17 protein-coding genes and 2 pseudogenes are annotated in these 19,795 nt (G+C 30.6%); 6 read left to right on the top strand and 13 right to left on the bottom strand.

The features are described 5' to 3' along the window. Positions 1 to 29: 29 nt before the first annotated feature. The 11 genes and pseudogenes from lpxD to rpsB form a co-directional block, all read right to left on the bottom strand. Positions 30 to 1,073: a UDP-3-O-(3-hydroxymyristoyl)glucosamine N-acyltransferase gene (gene lpxD, locus CF386_RS01375; protein ID WP_089072725.1), complete on the bottom strand. Its 1,044-nt coding sequence runs from the start codon at positions 1,071 to 1,073 to the stop codon at positions 30 to 32. A 4-nt stretch (positions 1,074 to 1,077) separates the two neighbouring features. Further along, positions 1,078 to 1,617, bottom strand: a complete 540-nt coding sequence (locus CF386_RS01380; RefSeq protein WP_158522267.1) for an OmpH family outer membrane protein — start codon at positions 1,615 to 1,617, stop codon at positions 1,078 to 1,080. Positions 1,618 to 1,644: 27 nt separating this feature from the next. Continuing rightward, positions 1,645 to 4,053, bottom strand: a complete 2,409-nt coding sequence (gene bamA, locus CF386_RS01385; protein ID WP_089072727.1) for an outer membrane protein assembly factor BamA — start codon at positions 4,051 to 4,053, stop codon at positions 1,645 to 1,647. A gap of 28 nt (positions 4,054 to 4,081) precedes the next feature. Beyond that, positions 4,082 to 5,428 (bottom strand): RIP metalloprotease RseP, encoded by a 1,347-nt coding sequence (gene rseP / locus CF386_RS01390; RefSeq protein WP_089072728.1) that lies wholly within the window; start codon positions 5,426 to 5,428, stop codon positions 4,082 to 4,084. Beyond that, a pseudogene (gene ispC, locus CF386_RS01395) lies at positions 5,425 to 6,623 on the bottom strand (1-deoxy-D-xylulose-5-phosphate reductoisomerase). Before ispC ends, rseP begins: the two are co-directional and overlap by 4 nt. Before the next feature lie 17 nt (positions 6,624 to 6,640). Further along, complete coding sequence (locus CF386_RS01400) at positions 6,641 to 7,477, bottom strand: phosphatidate cytidylyltransferase (protein WP_089072729.1); 837 nt, start codon at positions 7,475 to 7,477, stop codon at positions 6,641 to 6,643. A 34-nt stretch (positions 7,478 to 7,511) separates the two neighbouring features. Continuing rightward, entirely contained in the window at positions 7,512 to 8,234 is a 723-nt protein-coding gene (locus CF386_RS01405) for an isoprenyl transferase (protein ID WP_089072730.1), read from the bottom strand. Between the two features lie 52 nt (positions 8,235 to 8,286). Further along, positions 8,287 to 8,844: a ribosome recycling factor gene (gene frr, locus CF386_RS01410; protein ID WP_089072731.1), complete on the bottom strand. Its 558-nt coding sequence runs from the start codon at positions 8,842 to 8,844 to the stop codon at positions 8,287 to 8,289. An 18-nt stretch (positions 8,845 to 8,862) separates the two neighbouring features. Then, the gene (gene pyrH, locus CF386_RS01415) at positions 8,863 to 9,588 is read right to left on the bottom strand and encodes a UMP kinase (RefSeq protein ID WP_089072732.1); all 726 of its coding nucleotides are present in this window, start codon (positions 9,586 to 9,588) and stop codon (positions 8,863 to 8,865) included. Positions 9,589 to 9,651: 63 nt separating this feature from the next. Beyond that, entirely contained in the window at positions 9,652 to 10,494 is an 843-nt protein-coding gene (gene tsf, locus CF386_RS01420) for a translation elongation factor Ts (RefSeq protein ID WP_089072733.1), read from the bottom strand. A gap of 77 nt (positions 10,495 to 10,571) precedes the next feature. After that, positions 10,572 to 11,300: a 30S ribosomal protein S2 gene (rpsB, locus tag CF386_RS01425; protein ID WP_089072734.1), complete on the bottom strand. Its 729-nt coding sequence runs from the start codon at positions 11,298 to 11,300 to the stop codon at positions 10,572 to 10,574. Positions 11,301 to 11,528: 228 nt separating this feature from the next. Between rpsB and glnD the strand changes: the two genes are divergently transcribed. Further along, complete coding sequence (gene glnD / locus CF386_RS01430; RefSeq protein ID WP_089072735.1) at positions 11,529 to 14,102, top strand: [protein-PII] uridylyltransferase; 2,574 nt, start codon at positions 11,529 to 11,531, stop codon at positions 14,100 to 14,102. Between the two features lie 7 nt (positions 14,103 to 14,109). Here glnD and CF386_RS13265 read toward each other — a convergent pair whose 3' ends face one another. Together CF386_RS13265 and CF386_RS13575 are read right to left on the bottom strand one after the other, a co-directional pair. Then, positions 14,110 to 14,370, bottom strand: a complete 261-nt coding sequence (locus CF386_RS13265; protein ID WP_264080466.1) for a pseudouridine synthase family protein — start codon at positions 14,368 to 14,370, stop codon at positions 14,110 to 14,112. Continuing rightward, positions 14,371 to 14,723 (bottom strand): annotated as a pseudogene (locus CF386_RS13575) (pseudouridine synthase); the annotation flags it as partial. A gap of 152 nt (positions 14,724 to 14,875) precedes the next feature. Between CF386_RS13575 and CF386_RS01440 the strand changes: the two are divergent. The 5 genes from CF386_RS01440 (at position 14,876) to ppnN (ending at position 19,513) form a co-directional block, all read left to right on the top strand. Beyond that, positions 14,876 to 15,106: a DUF2789 family protein gene (locus tag CF386_RS01440; RefSeq protein ID WP_089072736.1), complete on the top strand. Its 231-nt coding sequence runs from the start codon at positions 14,876 to 14,878 to the stop codon at positions 15,104 to 15,106. A 69-nt stretch (positions 15,107 to 15,175) separates the two neighbouring features. Beyond that, positions 15,176 to 16,030 (top strand): NADPH-dependent 7-cyano-7-deazaguanine reductase QueF, encoded by an 855-nt coding sequence (gene queF, locus CF386_RS01445; RefSeq protein ID WP_089072737.1) that lies wholly within the window; start codon positions 15,176 to 15,178, stop codon positions 16,028 to 16,030. A gap of 168 nt (positions 16,031 to 16,198) precedes the next feature. Next, positions 16,199 to 16,618 (top strand): hypothetical protein, encoded by a 420-nt coding sequence (locus CF386_RS01450; protein ID WP_089072738.1) that lies wholly within the window; start codon positions 16,199 to 16,201, stop codon positions 16,616 to 16,618. A gap of 86 nt (positions 16,619 to 16,704) precedes the next feature. Continuing rightward, entirely contained in the window at positions 16,705 to 18,015 is a 1,311-nt protein-coding gene (locus CF386_RS01455; protein ID WP_089072739.1) for a tetratricopeptide repeat protein, read from the top strand. A gap of 208 nt (positions 18,016 to 18,223) precedes the next feature. Next, entirely contained in the window at positions 18,224 to 19,513 is a 1,290-nt protein-coding gene (gene ppnN, locus CF386_RS01460; protein WP_225971709.1) for a nucleotide 5'-monophosphate nucleosidase PpnN, read from the top strand. Positions 19,514 to 19,795 lie beyond the last annotated feature (282 nt).

Consider the following 19,795-nt stretch of genomic DNA (forward strand, 5'->3'; position numbering starts at 1 on the left):
TAGTTCCTCAATTCAAGTTTTATTAAAATTTATTTTTCAATTTGTTTTTTTAAAGCTATGAGTTCTTTTTCTAAGCTTTTAATTTTACTATTAAGACTAGGAAGTTTGTAGTGTAAAGCAGTTTGTTTTTTCCATTCTATGTTTTTTGTTGCTGGTATAGAAGAGCTATATATACCTGGTTCAGTAATGCTTCTCATCACTACACTCGAACCAGAAACAACTGCTTTATCGCAAATTTCAATGTGACCATTAAAAACTGTATCCCCGCCAATCATACAAAATGAACCAATTTTCACACTACCTGCAATTGTAGCACAACCAGCAATTACTGTATTTTCTCCAATAAAAGAATTATGTCCAATATGGCATAAATTATCAATTTTTACTCCATTGGAAATAATAGTATTGTCTAGAGCACCTCTATCAATTGCAGTCAGGGCACCGATATCCACATCATTACCTAAAATAACCCGACCAATATGGGGAATAGGTTGCCATTTATTGTTAGAAAAATGATTGCCAAACCCTTCAGATCCAATAACTGCACCAGAACTTATAGTGCAACCAGATCCAATCTGGCAATTAAAATAAACGGTTACGTTGGACCAAATTTTTGTTGATTGTCCAATAGAGCTATTTTGCCCAATAAAAACATTGGCTCCAACTTGAGCATTATCATTAATAACAACATCTTGTTCAATAACAACATTTGGACCAATTCTAACGTTTTTGCCAATTTTAGCTGATGGATGAATAGTCGCTGATTGATGCACTCCTTGCTCAGAGGCATTAGGAATTAGATCCAACAAATTGACTACTTTTATAAAATCAGCTTTGGGATCTTTGGATATAAGGACATTCCCCGTGAAAAGATTTTTAGAATTATCTGCGATAATAACAATTCCAGCTCTTGTTTTATTCAGTTTATTCTTAAACTTAATATCCGCAAAAAAAGTTAAATCTAATTCATTGGCTTCGTCAAGACTTGCAACCGAATTAACAGCTGCAAACTCTTCACCACGATAATCACAATTTAACAGTTTTGCTAGCTCTCTTAAAGTGATCTTTTTCATTTTATTATTTCATAGCTTTTAGAACAGCGTCTGTTATATCATTACCTTTACCATTAGGATATAAAACAACTTGCGCATCTAAGACACTCGTATACCCATCCTTCTTAGCAACTTTCATTGTGGCTACTTCTAATTTAGTAAGTAATTCTTTTTGTAACTTCATACCAATTTTCTGCTGAGATAGCTGAAGATCACGTTCTTCTTTTTGTAATTTAACAACCAATTTTTTGATATCTTCTTCTTTTGCTCGTTTATCTTTTTGACTCAAAATTGCCTGGTTTTTTTGGAAGTCTGCTTGTTTTTGCTGTAGTTCTTTTTGTGATTTTTGAAATTGAGCAATCTGTGTTTTATTTTCTTTAGCAAACTCTTTTTGCGTATTTTGCATTAAACCAGATTTGTCAATGATAGTTCTAACATTCACAACTGCTATTTTATTTGGTGCTACAACATTACTATTTGTTTCTGCAGATACAAAAGTAGAAAGAGAAAGTGTTGATATTAGCGACAAGCTAAGTAAAGTCGACTTTAAGATTTTTTTATTCAAAATAATACTCCTAACAATTTATATAATTTAAAAACCAGTACTGATGTCAAACGAGAAAAATGACTCATCGTCACCAGGATAAGATTTCAGTGCCTTTGCAAAGGTAAAAGACAAAGGTGCTATAGGTGAAAACCAAGTTAATTGAACACCTGTTGACACCCTAACCGCCCATGGATCTGAATAGTCATAGTAATCACTATTATTTACAACATTATTTGTGGGTGCTTTATATTGCGTATTCCAAACATTCCCCGCAGCAACAAAAACTTGAGTTCTTACATCCCTTTGATACTTTTCAGAAAGAATTGGTGTAGGTGTAATTAAAGATATTTTTCCAGCATATAAAGCATTACCTCCTGTAAAAGAGTCAGTAAGATTAGTATAACCACCAGTCTTAGGGTCATACTGGATGCCTCTAGGTCCAACTTGGTTATAACCAAAACCAGGAAGACTAGAACCACCTAAAGAATACCATCTATAAAATGGCAAAGTGCTACCACCATAACCTGTCCCATAACCTCCATTAAAGTTAAGATAAAAAACCCAGTTTTGTTTTTCATTTAACGGGAAATAATTATCACTACTTAAATACATTGTATAATATTTATAGGATGAGTTAGGTAAACTTACTGTAAAATTTATTGCTTGTTTATTTCCATTAGTCGGTTGCTGTGGATTATTTAATGTATTATGAGTAAAACCTACCCCAACTGAGTAATCATTTGTTGAGAATGCATCAACAATTTCTTGATTCAATGGACCCGATTCATTTTGTAAAATTGTATCTCTATATTGCCAAAAATTTGGTATATTCGATATATCATAATGCTCATAGCCTAATGTAAAGTTTAACCTGTTATTTTCACTTACTGGTATACCGAGTGTTGTACTAAGTCCAAAGTTCGTATAATTATAATCACTATTACCATCATCATTATTTGGGTTAGTAAATTTTGTAAAATGGATATTACCACCAAGAGAAACGCCATCAAGAGTAAAATATGGGTTCATTACATCTAATGAGAGAGATTTGTTATATGCATCCGTTTGGCCATTTAAACCAACTTTGTAACCAGTTCCTAAGAAGTTTCTTTCATTGACACCCGCCTTAAACATACCCTTAGTTTCAGTACCGTAACCTATACCAAAATTAAAGGCACCAGTGTTATTCTCTTGAACATCATAAACAACATCAACTTGATCTGGACTATTAGGTACTTTTTGAGTTTTAGTATCTACTTGTTTAAAGTAGCCAAGTTGGTTTAATTTTCGTTTGCCGAGTTGAACTTTATTTTCATTGTACCAGGTACCTTCCATTTGAGGAAGCTCTCTTCTAATCACAGTATCTTTTGTTTCGGAGTTTCCCTGAAAAATGACTTGTCTAACATAAGAGCGCTGTCCTTGTTGGATATTGAAATTGAGAACAACACTATTATTTACATCATTAAAAATTGGATAAACTTGTACTCTTGAATTTGAAAAGCCTTGATTGTTAAGTTTTCTCTTAAGTTGCCTCTTGTAAATATCAACTAAATCGCCATTATAAATCTTATTTAATTTAAACGGTAGCTCAGACTTTAATTTAGAAACTCCTCCAAGAGCCTTAAGATCTCCTGAGTAAGTTACATCAGTTACGGTATATTTTTTTCCTTCGTCAAACTTTAATGTTATGTAGACACCTTTTTTATCAGGGGAAATTGAAACCTTATTCTGTGTAATTTTAAATTTTAAATATCCTTTTCTTTTATACATTTTATCAATAGTCTTAATATCATCTGAGAGTGATTGCTGTTTATATTTTTCATCACTCACGAAATTCCACCAAGGAACATCACTTTGAAGTTTAAGATTATCTTTTATTTCCTGTGTGGTAAAAACAGTATTACCAATAAAATTAATTTCCTTTATTCTCGAAGATAAACCCTCAATAAAAACAAAGTTTAAATTCACGCGATTTCTAGGTAAATTTGTCACAACTGCTTTAACTGTCGCATCAAAGTTTCCCACACTATAATAAAAATCTTCAAGACCCGCATCTATTTGATCAATTTTAGATTGATCTAAGGGAGAACCCACAACGACTCCTGATTTTTTCAAGTTATCCTTAATCATTTCACTTTTAATGGCTTTATTTCCAGAAATCTCTATATTTGCAATAATTGGATTTTCTTTAACGCTAATAATTAAGTTATTATTTTTGCTTGATAAATCAATGCTTGAGTAATTCCCTGTATCATACAAGGCTTTAATAATTTTTGAGCTTTCAGAGACATTAAAATAATCTCCCTTTTTTAAGGGTAGTTCAGCTAATGCTGCTTTTTGTGATATTCTCTCCAACCCAATAAACTCAATACTATTAATTTTGAAGTTACTATTAGCATAAATTGCGGTACTCGAGAGCAATGCTCCAGTTAAAATAACATTTTTCATAACCATAATTATTGTATTTATTCCTTATATAAAATTATATTCGAGCTACATCATTAAAGAAAACTATTACTAATAAGACCAATATTATCATTAGGCCCATCATATTCCAAACTACCTGAAACATTTCTCTCAAATTTGGTTTGATAAATTTTTCTATTGAAATATTTATTATTTGACCACCATCTAAAACAGGAATAGGTAACAAGTTAATTATCGCCAAATTTAAACTTATAAACGCTATAAAAAAAACATAAGATACAAAACCATCATAGAAAGTTTCACCAGCAACTTTAGCTGTTGCTATCGGTCCAGATAAATTATTAATACTTATCTTACCTGAAATAAGGTTTATTATATTGGAAAATAAAGTATTTGATAATAGATAAGTCGTGTTAATTGACTTTTTTAATGACTCTAAAAGATTAAACCTTTCATAATTTATGAAATTTTCAGGTAATTTTCTAATATCAAAGCTAAACCCAGCAAAACCCTCTTTTTTTCCATTTGCTTTAATTACAACTTGCGGCTTTAATATTAAGTCATAATATTTTTTATTGCGATAAACTTTAATATTTAAAGTTTTTTGAGGGTTTTGTTTAATAAAAGAACTTACATCTTGCCAGCTATAAACTTTTTTTCCATTTATACTGATAAAAACATCACCTCTTTCAAGACCAGCTGTTTTAGCCGGACTATTTTCATTAACAAGCCCCACTTTCTTAGAATTAACTTCAATAGGCACTACACCTATTCTATCAAGGAATAATAATGCTGTTTCATCTTCAACTCTTTTTTGAAAACTTATTTTTTTTTCATTTTGATGTTCATTTTCAAACGTTAACTCTATATCTTTAGAAGTACTTTCATTAAGAATTTTTTTAATATCATCCCAGTTGTTTACAGCTTGATTATTAATTTGAGTGATTCTATTCATACTAACCACTCCTGCATTCGATACTAATGAGTTAGATTTAACTGTATCAATTACTGGACTTATATGTTGAATACCAGAAAAAAAATCGATGGCAAAAAATAAAAACAAGGCTAATAAGATATTTGCAAAAGGACCAAAAAAATAAATCAGAACTTTTTGAAAATAAGTTTTGTCATTAATACACTCATTTTGATTTTTTACATTATCTCTAGATGCCATTTTGATATAACCGCCCAATGGCAGAAAGCCAAATTCAAATATAGTATTTGACTTCATTTTTTTTTTAAAAAAGGTTCTTCCTAAACCTATCTTAAAAACATCAACTTGAACATTAAATATGCGTGCAACTGAATAATGACCAAGTTCATGAATGAAAATGATGAATAAAATTGCTAAACAATATGACAAAAGCGAAACTAAAATCATTGAGATATCAGCATTACTCATTGCTCATACTCTATTAATAATTCGGTGGTTAAAACCCTCACTTCTTTATCTAATCTCAACAGATCATCAACTGATTGGATTTTAATTGAAGCATCAATAAGATCATAAACTTGTTGGTTCATTTTATATATGTCATTAAATTTAATTTTTCTTTTTAAATATGAAGCTACAACTACTTCATTTGCAGCATTAAGACCTGTTGTTTTAGCTTGACCACAATGGCAAGCATCTATAGCTAATTTAAGGCAAGGATATCGACGAAAGTCAACGTTCAAAAAGTTCAACTGATTAAATTTGATAAAATCCAAAGGTTCAACACCAGAATAAAAACGTTTTGGGTAATTAATTGCATACGAAATTGGCGTTTTCATATCTGGATTTCCCATTTGAGCAAGAACAGAACCATCCTTGTAACTTACCATAGAATGAATAATTGATTCGGGATGAATTATTACATCAATCTGCGATTCATCTGCATTAAAAAGCCACTTAGCTTCAATATATTCCAATCCTTTGTTCATCATAGTAGCCGAGTCTACAGAAATTTTGGAGCCCATGCTCCAATTAGGATGCTTTAGTGTTTCCTCCAACGTAATTTGATTAAAAGTCTGTAAATCCCTTGATAAAAAAGGGCCTCCAGATCCTGTTAATATAATTTTTTCAACGCCAAAATCGCTTAATTTACAATCCCCAATAGTATTTTGAAGTTCGGGAGCTAAACATTGAAAAATCGCATTATGCTCACTGTCAACAGGGATCAAACGCGCATTGTTTTTTTTAACACACTCTAAAAGAATTCTTCCAGATATGACTAATGATTCTTTGTTGGCCAGCAAGATTGTTTTACCCGATTCAGCGGCACTGTATGTCGGCTTTAATCCAGGTGAACCAACTATTGCTGACATTACAACATCAACTGATTCATGGGATGCAACAAAACAACAACCATCATTACCTGAAAGCACCTTAGTTTTTAGATTTGTACTTTTTAGTCGGTTATCCAATAACTCTGCAGCATCATCATCCATCATAACTGCGTATTTAGGGCTCCACTTGATGCATAGTTCCATCATTTTTTTACATTTTTATGAGCAGTCAGAGCAAATACAGAAAATCTTTCTGTATTTAAATCTAAAACTTCTAATGTATTTAACCCAATGGAGCCTGTAGCTCCTAAAATCGCAATTTGCTTCATTTAAGTCTCACTGACTTTTAGTTTAATAATAGGTAACTTATAGTAAAAATCGGAAAGGCAGCTAATAAACTATCTATCCTATCCAAAACACCACCATGACCTGGTATAATTCGACCACTATCTTTTACATGACTGACTCTTTTTAACATACTTTCAACTAAATCTCCAAAAATAGAAAATATCACAGTGAGTGCAATTATTAAATAAAAATAATTTATAGAAATAGAAAATATATTGCTGTAGATTGTTGCAACTACAAAGGCAAATAAAACTCCTCCAGCCATACCCTCTATCGTTTTATTAGGACTAACGTGTGGAGACATTTTATGTTTTCCATATTTTTTGCCAACAAAATATGCTCCTGTATCAGCAGACCAAGTAATGAACAATACTAAAAAAACCAATTTGATGCCTTTATCAGATATGTTGTATTCGAAACTCCTTAGAATCAAAGTTGACCAAAAAAAAGGCACTATACTAAGAATACCAAATAATTCTTTAAAGGACTTAGAGTCAACCCAATACTCTGAATTTCTTGGAAAAATAATTACCATCAAACTGGCTAAAACCCACCATATCATGCCTATAACAAGAATTACATAATCAAATACTAATTTATGCTGTAATTCATTGGGGTTTGTCGGTAACAAATACATTAAACAAAGTAATAAGATAATAAACAAAATCATAGGATATATTCTAGATTCTTTGACAACAAATTGCGTCCACTCCCAAAGTGCCAAAATAGATATTAATCCCACTAATATCATAAAATACTTAAATGAAAAAAATATAATTGAAAATATTAACAACGGTGCCAAGATGAGGCCTGATATGATTCTAGTTTTTAGCACAATAAATCCTTTAATTAATCTATTTGATTTGTTGCTAAGCACCAAATCTTCTATTACGACATTGATATTGAAATAAAGCTTCTTGATAATGGGATTCACTGAAATCAGGCCATAGAGCTTCTGAAAAATAAAGTTCAGAATAAGCTATTTGCCATAATAGGAAATTACTAATTCGAAATTCACCACTAGTTCTGATTAACATATCTACATTTGGTAGATCAGATAATTGGAGAAATTTAGAAAAATATTCTGTATTGATTTCATCTTTACTAATTTGCTTTGTTTCTATCTGCTCCACAATAGCTTTGGTGGCATTGACAATATCCCACTGCCCGCCATAATTGAGAGCAATATTTAGAAATAACTTATCATTATTTGCTGTTTTTTTCTCTGCTAACTCTATTAAACGTTGAAGTCTAAGTGGTAGTTGAACTTTATCACCAATAACTCTCAACCTTACCCCTCTATCATAAAGCTCACTTAAATCTTTCTTTAAAGTAATAAAAAAAAGCATCATCAGAAATCTAACTTCTCTTTTATTTCTTTTCCAGTTTTCGCTACTAAAAGCAAAAAGTGTTAACACTTTAATTTTGTTTTTAGCTGAAAAATCTATGATACGTTTAGTTGTCTCGACTCCTTTTCTATGCCCTTTATGTCTGGGCAGTCCCTTTTGTTTGGCCCATCGACCATTTCCATCCATAATTATAGCAACATGGTTAGGTAAAGGTGCCTTTTCTTTACTAATAATTTGATCCATTAATATTCCTAATTAAAAAGAATCCAGAGATATAGAATATATCTCCTTTAGGTTATACTGCCATCAATTCTTTTTCTTTCAAACTCAGTAAATCATCAATATTTTTTACAAATCCATCTGTGATTTTTTGTATATCCTCTTGACCTTTTCTATCATCATCTTCAGAAATATCTTTACTTTTCAGTAAGCTTTTAATGTCATTATTACTATCACGTCTAATATTTCGTATCGCAACTTTAGCCTGTTCCCCTTCAGATCTAACCAACTTTACTAAATCTTTTCTTCTTTCCTCTGTCAGTGGAGGTAAAGGAACTCTGATAACAGTACCTGCTGAGTTGGGATTCAAGCCAAGATCTGACATCATAATCGCTTTTTCAACTTTTTGTGTGAGCTCTTTATCAAATACTGTAATGGCCAACGTTCTTGAATCTTCCGCTACAATATTAGCTACTTGCTTCAGTGGAGTCATACCACCATAATAATCAACTTGAATTGAGTCTAAAAGGCTTGGATGGGCTCGACCTGTTCTGATTTTAATTAACTGGTTTTTAAAAGCTTCTATGCTTTTATCCATTCTTGACTTTGTGTTTTTTTTTATATCATCTATCATTTTTAACTCCAAGTGCACTTAATTTGTTATTAATGTACCATCATCTGAACCATTAACAATTTTTGTTAATACTCCAGGTAAATTCATATTAAATACTTTGATTGGCATATTATGATCTCTAGCCAGAGTAAATGCTGCTAAGTCCATTATTTTCAACTCTTTAGATAAAACTTCATCATATGAAAGCTTTCTATACAAAGTAGCATCTTTATTTATAACAGGATCATCCGAATAAACGCCATTAACTTTAGTGGCTTTCAAAACCAAATCTGCTTCAATTTCAATCCCTCTAAGACAAGCAGTTGTATCTGTTGTAAAAAAAGGATTACCAGTACCACCGGAAAAAATTACAACTTGACCTTTACTAAGCTGTCTTATTGCTTCTGCCCAGTTATAATCAATACAGACTCCATTAAGTGGGATTGATGACATTAATTTAGCTTTTAATCCTGAACGATGCAAGGCATCTCTCATGGCTAACCCATTCATGACCGTCGCTAACATACCCATATGATCACCAACAACTCGATTCATTCCTGCTGCAGCTAATCCAGCGCCTCTAAATAAATTTCCGCCACCAATAACTAAACCAACTTCAATTCCTAAATTTATTAGATGATGAATTTCTTCAGCAATTCTATCTAAAACTTTAGCATCAATGCCAAAATTTTCTTCTCCTTGAAGTGCTTCCCCACTTAATTTTAGCAAAATACGCTTGTACTTACTTTTTAGATTTTGAGACATAATGTTCACCTTAAGTTCACTTGAAAAAAAACCACCATTTAAAATGGTGGTTAATTATAATTTTTAGCCTTTTTGAACTGCGGCAACTTCAGCGGCAAAGTCAACTTCTTCTTTTTCAATTCCTTCACCAACCTCGAAACGAATAAAGTTATTTACAGTCGCTGTACGTTCTTTCAAATACTGCTCAACTGATTTGCTTGGATCCATTACAAATGGTTGCCCAGTCAAAGAGATTTCACCTGTAAACTTCTTCATTCGACCCACAACCATTTTTTCTGCAATTTCAGCTGGTTTGCCTGATTGCATTGCTATTTCAATTTGAATAGCTTTTTCTTTTTCAACAACATCGCCTGGAACATCTGAAGGATTTACAAATTCAGGTTTAGATGCAGCAATATGCATAGCTACATGCTTTATTGTTTCTTCATCTGCATTACCGCTAACAACTACACCAATTCTAGAACCGTGCTTGTAACTTCCAATCTTTGAACCTTTGATGTATGAAACACGTCTAATACTTACGTTTTCACCAATTTTTGCAACCAAAGCTGAACGAGCGCCTTCGAACTGATTTTTCAACTCATCAATTTCCAACTCTTCTAGAACTGCTACGTCAGCAACATCATTTGCAAATTTAAGAAAACTTTCGTCTTTTGCTACAAAATCTGTTTCACAATTCACTTCTAGTATAGCTGCTTTATCGTTGTGTTCTTTTACTAAAATAACACCTTCTGCGGCAACTCTTCCTGCTTTTTTCGCTGCCTTAGCTGCACCACTTTTTCTCATATTTTCAATAGCTAATTCTATATCAGCATTAGCTTCCACGAGTGCTTTTTTACATTCCATCATTCCAGCACCAGTTCTTTCTCTCAACTCTTTTACTAAACTAGCAGTAACAGTAGCCATAAAATATCCTCATAAATACGTTTGGTAAAATAAAGGACCTTATTAGGCCCTCTAATAAAATTCACTTACAGTAAAAATTACTCTGCTTCAACGAAACCATCTTGTTCTGCTTGAACAACAATATCTTCATTTTTAGCATCGTTTACAGTTTTAGCTACAGAGCTAGTATATAATTGTACAGCCCTAATAGCATCATCATTCCCAGGAATTACAAAATCTACACCGTCAGGATTAGAGTTTGTATCTACAACGGCAAATACTGGAATACCAAGGTTATTAGCTTCTTTTATAGCTATATGTTCATGATCTGCATCAACAACAAACATTGCATCTGGCAAACCAGCCATATTTTTTATACCACCGAGAGATTTTTCAAGCTTTTCCATCTCACGAGTTAACATTAAAACTTCTTTCTTTGTAAGCTTATCGAAAGTACCATCTTGTGATTGTGACTCTAACTCTTTCAGTCTTTTAATGGATTGTCTAACCGTTTTCCAGTTAGTTAACATACCACCTAACCATCTATGGTTTACATAGAATTGATCACAGCTTTCAGCAGCTTCTTTGATAGCATTACTTGCAGCTCTTTTTGTACCCACAAAAAGAACTTTACCTTTTCTATCAGCAATTTTTTTAATTTCTGCAAGAGCGTCATTAAACATTGGCACTGTGTGCTCAAGATTAATGATATGTACTTTATTCCTAGCTCCAAAAATGAAAGGTTTCATTTTAGGATTCCAGTAACGTGTTTGGTGACCAAAATGTACACCGGCTTTTAGCATATCTCTCATAGATACAGTTGTCATATAATACCTCTTTTAATATGGGGTTATTCGTTCACATGATCCCATTTTTCGACTTATTTCAAAAAAAGCACCCCGAAAAATGTGTCGATATGTGTGGTTTTAATTTTTTGTAACTTTAAATTTACGTTGCGTTTTATATCATTTTTTTTAACAAAATACTAGTTATATAATAGACAAGTTATGATTTTTTTATAAAATATAATTTATTTATGTAACATATTTAATAAGATGGATAAAAAATTATCTCTGCAAGAATTAAAGAGTAAATTAATCGGGTTTAACGATACACAAAAAAAACAATTTTTACAAAATCCAGACTCTGCAGAAAAATTAATTCATGAAAGAGCTTCATATATCGATCATTTAGTCTGCTTAATATGGGATAATTGCTTTTCAAAAGATCTTAAACAGTTGTTGTCTCTTGTCGCTGTGGGAGGGTATGGAAGAAATGAACTCCACCCTTTCTCTGACATTGATATATTGATACTTCTAAGTAAAGAAAAAATAGATGATGAGATAGAGTCAAAAATTAGCACATTTGTCAATTTTTTATGGGATTTAAAGCTTGAAATAGGGCATAGTGTCAGAACTGCAGAGCAAACTATTAAAATAGCTAAAGTCGAATTATCAGTCGCAACGAACCTATTAGAGTCCAGATTAATTGTTGGCGATAATAAATTATATACAAAATTAATGGATATTATTCGTGGTGATTTTGTGTGGAATTCAAAAAATTTTTTTTTAGCCAAAAAGGAAGAACAAGATAAACGTCGGATACAATATAAGGGTACTGGTTATAATCTTGAACCTGATTTAAAGTCTAGCCCCGGAACTCTAAGAGACATACACACAATTGACTGGATAGTTAATAAGCACTTCAGAACAAACGACAAAGAGAAAATTGTTAGAAAAGGTTTTTTCATAGAATCTGAATATCGTGAATTAGAACAATGTAAGAAGTTTTTATGGAAATTACGTTTTGCTCTTCATATAAGTTTAAAAAGAAAAGACAATCGATTAACCTTTGAAAGTCAAACAATAGTTTCAAAAGAACTAGGTTACAGTGGAGAAAATAACGAAGCTGTGGAAAAAATGATGAAAGAGCTATACAGAGTTATTAGGGTTGTATTGGAATTAAACGGCCTTCTCATGCAACTTTTTGAGCAAACAATCTTAAAATCAAACAAAAAAAACACAATTTTAAGAGTTCTTGATGATAATTACCAAGTTGTTAACAACTTAATAGATGTAAAAAAACCCGCTCTCTTTCAATCTAAACCAGAATCAATATTAGAACTATTTATCAAAATTACTCAAGATACGTCAATAGTTGGAGTTTCAGCTAAAACCATCAGGTTGCTAAGATCATCTCAAACTAAAATTACAAAAGATTTGATAGATATTCCCAGTGCCAGAAAAAAATTTATGACATTATTAAAGGCGCCAAATTTTTTGAAAAGAACCTATCATATGCTTAATGATTTTAATATACTCTCAAACTATTTTCCTCAATGGCGATTTATTGTAGGCCAAATGCAGTTCGATTTATTTCATGTATATACAGTTGACGAGCATAGCATAAAATTATTAAGTAAGTTAAAAAACTTTGAAGAAAATAGTAAAGAGCACCCGCTCTGCTCAAGAGTATTTAATAACACTTCCAAAAAATATATTATTATACTTGCTTGTTTATTTCATGATATTGGTAAAGGTAGAAAAGGTGACCATTCGGAAATTGGAGCAAATGAAGTTTACAATTTTGCATTAAAACATGATTTATCAATATCTGATGCAGAAACTTTGCATTGGTTAGTTAAAAACCATTTACTAATGTCTCTTACGGCACAAAAGAGAGATATTTATGATCCCGAAGAAATTATCTCTTTTTCAAAAAAAGTCAAAAGTTTAGAAAGACTTGAATACCTTCTTTGTTTGACTGTTGCAGACATATGTGCAACTAATCCATCTCTTTGGAATGGATGGAAACGCTCTTTGATATCTGAGCTTTATAAACAAACCAAATCAATTTTAATCGATAAAGTAAATTCATACCCTGACATAAGATTAAAAATTAGAACTAATAAATTAGATGCTCTCAAAATTATGGGATTTAAAGAACCCCCCTTAGAAATAAAAAAGCTTTGGAGAAAATTTGGAGCTGAATACTTTCTTAGGCATAATAGTAATCAGATTGCATTTCACACAAAAGAAGTTTTAATGTCATCATCTCTGCCAAATATAGCTATAAAAGAAAACAAAGAAATTGGAGGTACTGAGATTTTTGTTTATTGTGACAATGAGAACTTTTTATTTTCAAAGTTAGTCCATGTTTTAGATCGAAAAAAACTGAATATTGTTTCTGCAGATATATTCTCAGCAAAGAATAAATATATAATAGACTATTTTCTGATATTGGATGTCAATCATAAGCCTCTTCAATCTAACAGATATAATGAGTTGCGTCGCTCCTTAACAAAAGCAATTGAAGACAAACATCTAATTAAGAATAATACCCATAACTATAAAAATAGTGTTTTTAACGTTAAGCCCAAAGTTAATTTTCCTAAAACCATTTCGAAATCCCATTCAATACTCGAGATAACTGCAATGGATAAACTTGGTTTACTTACAGAAATATCAGAAATATTTTCTCAAGAAAATATAATATTGAAAAGTGCAAAAATTGCAACAATTGGAGAAAAAGCTCAAGATACGTTTGTTATTACAAATTTAAATGACAGTTGCCTCACTGAAACTCAAAAGGAAAGGCTTAAATTAACCATTCTGCAAAGAATGATATAATGTTAAATTATCTAAACATATTTTCCACAAAGCTCTTAAAACTTCCTTTCAATTGACTTTTAATGACAATATCTTTCTTCAATATAGGGTGATGTATAATCATTTCGCTACAATGAAGAAGCAACCTACTAATTCCAAAATTTTCTCTAAATATTTTGTTGTGGACTCCATCACCATAATTTACATCACCAATAATATGATGTGAAATATGATGCATATGTTGACGAAGTTGATGTTTTCTTCCTGTTAGGGGTTGCATTTGAAGCAAGGTATATCTACTTTTAGGGTATTTTCGATTAGGTATATCAAGTTCAATGTAACTCAGAGGATTACAACAGGTAATCGCTTCTTTTTTTGTAAACTTCTTTTTATCTTTAAATATCTTAACCGGATGTTGAATTCTAAGTGGCTTTTCTACCCAACCTCTAACTACTGATATATATTTTTTTTTACTGTTCGTGCAGTAAACTGATGAGAAATATCTATTGCCACCTTTTTATCAAAAGCAAATAAAAGACATCCCGATGTGGGTTTATCTAATCGATGAAGTGGGTATACAAATTTACCGCAATAATCCCTTATCTGTTGTAATGCAAAATCGGTTTCATATTTATCTATCAATGTTCTGTGAACTAGTTGACCTGAAGGTTTATTGATAGCTACGATGTATTCGTCACGATAACTTATATCTATACTATTAATAATTTTATTCCCATTTTTTTTTTTTTTATGATATAATTCTTAATTAAATATATCTACTTTTGTGAAATTTTATGGAAGCATTTAAACACGATCTAGCTAATTTATTTAGTCAATTAGGATTACCTAACAGCCAAAAAGAAATAGACTCTTTCGTTCAAGCTCACTCTATTAAAAATATTGCTCTTTATGATGCCAACTTTTGGAACGATTTTCAAAAATCTTTTTTGAAAGAAGAGTTATTAAATGATTCTGATTGGTCACCTGTAATTGATGAGCTTACTGCTCTGCTATCTAGTAAATAATAAAATTTTGATAAACCCAAAATATGCAAATTTAATAATAATTTTTATAGATCTGATTGAGAATCAAATATGAGTAAACGATCGACCGATTCTGGTACGCTTCACTTAATTTTAGGTAAAAGCACAAAATACCCCAGTGAATATAACAATACCCTCCTTAAAGGAGTTTCTAGGGATTTAAATAGGGCTACATTAGGTCTAACAAAAAACTGCATACCATTCTCTGGCTTTGATTTATGGACTTTATATGAACTATCTTGGTTAAATATGAATGGCTTGCCTCAAGTAGCGATTGGAGAAGTTAGAGTTTCATCTGATAGTGACTTTATCATTGAGTCGAAGTCTTTCAAGCTTTATTTAAATAGCTTTAACCAAACTAACTTTAAAAGTTGGCAAGAGGTTGCTAATACGATGCAAAAAGATCTTTCTAAGGTAGCCAATTCGTCTGTCGATGTTACGCTTCTTCCTTTAGAAGAGTTTAATAACCAATTTATTGGTTTTTTTTCAGGCATATGTTTAGAAAAAGTTTTTTCTGATTTGTCAATTGAACAATATCAATATAATCCAAAGATTTTAACAAATGCAAAGGGTAGTGAAATTGTTGAAGAAGACCTTTATTCTAATTTATTAAAATCCAACTGTTTGATAACAAATCAGCCTGACTGGGGAAGCATTAAAATATCATATAAAGGACCTCAAATTTGCAAAGAAACTTTATTAAAATATATAATTTCCTTACGAACTCATAACGAGTTTCATGAACAATGCATTGAGAGGATTTTTTTAGATATTTTGCAGTATTGTAAACCTGAGTTGTTAACAGTTTATGCAAGATACACAAGGAGAGGAGGTCTTGATATTAATCCATACAGAACCAACCAAGGTAAAGTTCCTAGTGAAAATGTTAGATTTGCAAGACAATAATTAAATGTTAAAAGTCATTCAAAAAATAGTTTTAATGGCCATTTTGGTTACCATTTCCACTGTAACACATGCATCTAACTCCCCCAAACCATATCTGTATAATTTTGAAAATAAGTTATTAGATAGCCCTTCCCTTGTAACAAAACAATCGTCCTTATTTTAAAAAATATGAAGGATAAATTTGGAGAAAAATTATTAATCATTAACAATTTGACTTTATTAAATCAAATAAATCATGTATACCAAATTCTTATCATGTCTGAAATTGCTCAAAATAATTTTAAGGCAGCAATATTTTGGAACAAAGAATTTAATAAATTTTCTAAACGTAATAATTTAGAAAGCTCCTTACTAAAGTCACAAATCTTCCAAGTTTACGCTGAGTGGGTTCTTAATAATAACACTCAAAACGCATTAGAAAAGCTCAATAATATAAAAATTGAAAGACTATTAAATTATCGCGACAAATCTATAAATCAATCCTTATTTTTCTACTATTTTTTCAAAGCCATTATCCTGTCTAAAACTAGTGAACAAGAATCAACTAATAGCTTCTCAATTGCTAAAAATATCTTGTCGAAGGACTAGGTAAGGAAGTTTTATTTTACTTTTATATCCAAGAGGGCAAACATTATCTTAATTATAGGCAATATGATTTATCATTAGATCAGTTTTTGTCTGCTTTCTGGTTAGCGACAAGTAACCAAGATGATTACGGTGTTGCTACTTCTAAATATTTCTTATCTAACTTATATTTAAAGAAAAAACTCTACAGTGACTCATTAAGATATGCTAAGGCATCAATGAAATACTTTGAAGATAATCATTATACGAATAGTTTGATGAAAACAATATTTATAGTTGCACAGATTTATCAAAAGAAACAGAAATACAGTTTAGCCTTAAACTATTATTTCAACCTATTAAACTACCAAGAACAAAATAACAGCTCAACATCTAAAACTAAATTACACATAGCCGAAACATATTTACTTAATAATGATCTAGAACATGCCAAAAAATACCTGAAAGAGGTTGCTTCTAATTATCTGAATAAAAATTTAAAATTACACAAAGAGCTTATTGAAGCACAAATAAATATTAATAGTAATAATTTTAAAGAGGCAATACCCAAATTAAATTTAATTTTAGACAATATAACAAACAAAGATCTAATTTCAATAGAGCTTCATACCCTTGATTTGCTCTCAAAAAGTTATGAAAAGCAATCTGATTTCTATCATGCATTGATCATTGAAAAGCAATACAATCAGTTGATAAAGAAACAAGAAAACTTGAGAAGCCAAAAAGATCTTCATTTTTTTTTAAAACAAGAAAAATTATATGATAAAAGCTTCTATTTCAAAAGAATAGGAGCTGCGATACAAAGAAAAGATGATGCAATTATACAATTTAAAAATATAATTTTATTATGTTTTTTTACTTTAATTTTTTTAGGCCTTATATTTATATTCCTTCTTCTCAAATATAGAAAACTTTCTAATAAGAATATCACGCTTATGAATGAAAGTTTTAATTGTGATAAATACAACTGCTTCAACTTTAATAAATTAACGTTTTTATATAAAAATAAAATTTCAAAAAATCTTAATAAAGGAGTGATTTTCCACACCATTCAAATAAGTAGTAGAGGCAATGATAGTGTTCCAGAGGAAGTAAAAAAACAAATTATAGGCATACTACAACTCAAACTGAAAATGACAGTCTATTTTTACAATACTAACACTTTTATCATCGAGGATTATGGATTAAATAAAACAACAATGACATTAAAATATTTCGAGAAATTTGATTTTCATTTAAAAAAATTTGATAAAATACTTTCATACTCAATAGGATCTTTGCAATTCCCATTAATTTCTAATATGAATTTCAATCTTCCTTTTCAGAGTTTTATAAAAATTTTATTACTAGCAAATAAGATTGCCTATTTTACAAACTTGGAGACAAAAAAAATTCAATAACATTTATCGAATCAATAAATTACTTTCCTTCAACATCCTACATAGATCTCAATTCTAATAGCGGATTGGTAAGGCTTTTGGAAAAAGGGTTTCTTAAGATCAATTCAAATCAACTTAAGCATATAAAGAGTAAACAAGAGATTCTATTTAATTTTATAATTAATAACTAAACTATAATATTAAGAGTATTATATTTAGGAAATTACTCATGTATAAAAAGCAACAGTTCAAAGTCTTAGTTTCTCCTACCGGTTCCATGAATATGCTTTCTCAACTTGAAATTAAAGATTTAAAAAAAAAGAGTAGCAAGTTATATAAATTATATAGAAATTGCTCACTTGCAATACTAAATACAGGAAATAAATCTGATAACTGTAAATTAATTTATGAAAAATATAAAAATTTTGAAATTAAAATTATTCAAACAGCAAGAGACTTTAAAATTGAATTAATTAACCCTCCTCTGTTTGCATTTATTGATGGTTTAATAATAAAAAGCATTCAGGAAAACTTATTTTCTGTTTTGAGAGATTTAATCTATTTAAATAATTTAATTAAGTTAGAAAAAATTTCTTTAAGCTCTCAAGAAACCACAAATTTAATATTCAACATGTGTAGAAATGCAAGTATCCTAAAACAAGGACACCCACCTAAACTTGCTGTCTGTTGGGGTGGACACTCAATAAATGAAATAGAGTATGAGTATTGTAAAAATTTAGGGTTTGCATTGGGCTTGAGGAAAATACACATTTGTACCGGATGTGGGCCAGGAGCAATGGAAGCTCCAATGAAGGGGGTTGCTGTTGGTCATTCAATGCAAAGAGTCAACTCAAGTGATTTCATAGGTTTAAGTGAACCTTCTATAATTGCATCAGAACCACCAAACCCAATTGTTAATAAGCTCTTAATTCTTCCCGATATCGAAAAAAGACTAGAGTGTTTCATAAGAGTTGGACATGCTTTTATTATATTACCTGGAGGTCCAGGAACTCTGGAAGAGTTACTTTATATTTTAGGAGTTGCATCAGATAAAAACAACTCATCAAACTATATACCAATCATCTTGACAGGCCCTACCAACTCACAACCATATTTTGAGGCTATAAATAGTTTTCTTTCTAATATTTTTGGAAAAAAAATTACTGATTTATATAAAATAATTTTAGGAGACTTTAATCAGGTTGCTGTTGAAGTAAAAAACTGCTTAAAACTTGTAAAATTAAATAGAACCTTAAACAATGATTCATATTCATTTAGTTGGCTAACGCATATAAATAAAAATCTTCAACAACCATTCAAGCCAACCCATAAATCTGTTGAAAAAATCATTTTAAGTATGAATACGAATCCTTCTACTTTGTTATGCCAACTCAGAAAAGTTTTTTCTACAATAGTTTCCGGAAATGTGAAAGTCAAATACCAAAATAATATCCAAAAAAAAGGACCTTTTATTATTCATGCAGACAAAAAATTAAAGTTGAACTTGAAAAGCTTTTAAGTCTATTCATTAAAGAAAAAAGAATGACCAATAAAGAAAAATATACACCCTCATATAAAATAAACTTAATTGGCTGATTTAAATAAAAGGAAAGGGAAAAATATCCATGACAACCCAAGTAGAATAGCACCAAATGGCGTCAAAATAGAAACCAAATAATGTAAATCAAAGGCTTTTAAATATAAGTTAAAACAAAAGAAGATAATACCAAAAAAATTAATCCACAAAACACTTTTGTTCGAATATATTGAATCTTTCTATCTAAAATGATCCCAATAATAA

The organism is Paraphotobacterium marinum (genome assembly GCF_002216855.1).
Classification (GTDB): Bacteria; Pseudomonadota; Gammaproteobacteria; order Enterobacterales; family Vibrionaceae; genus Paraphotobacterium; species Paraphotobacterium marinum.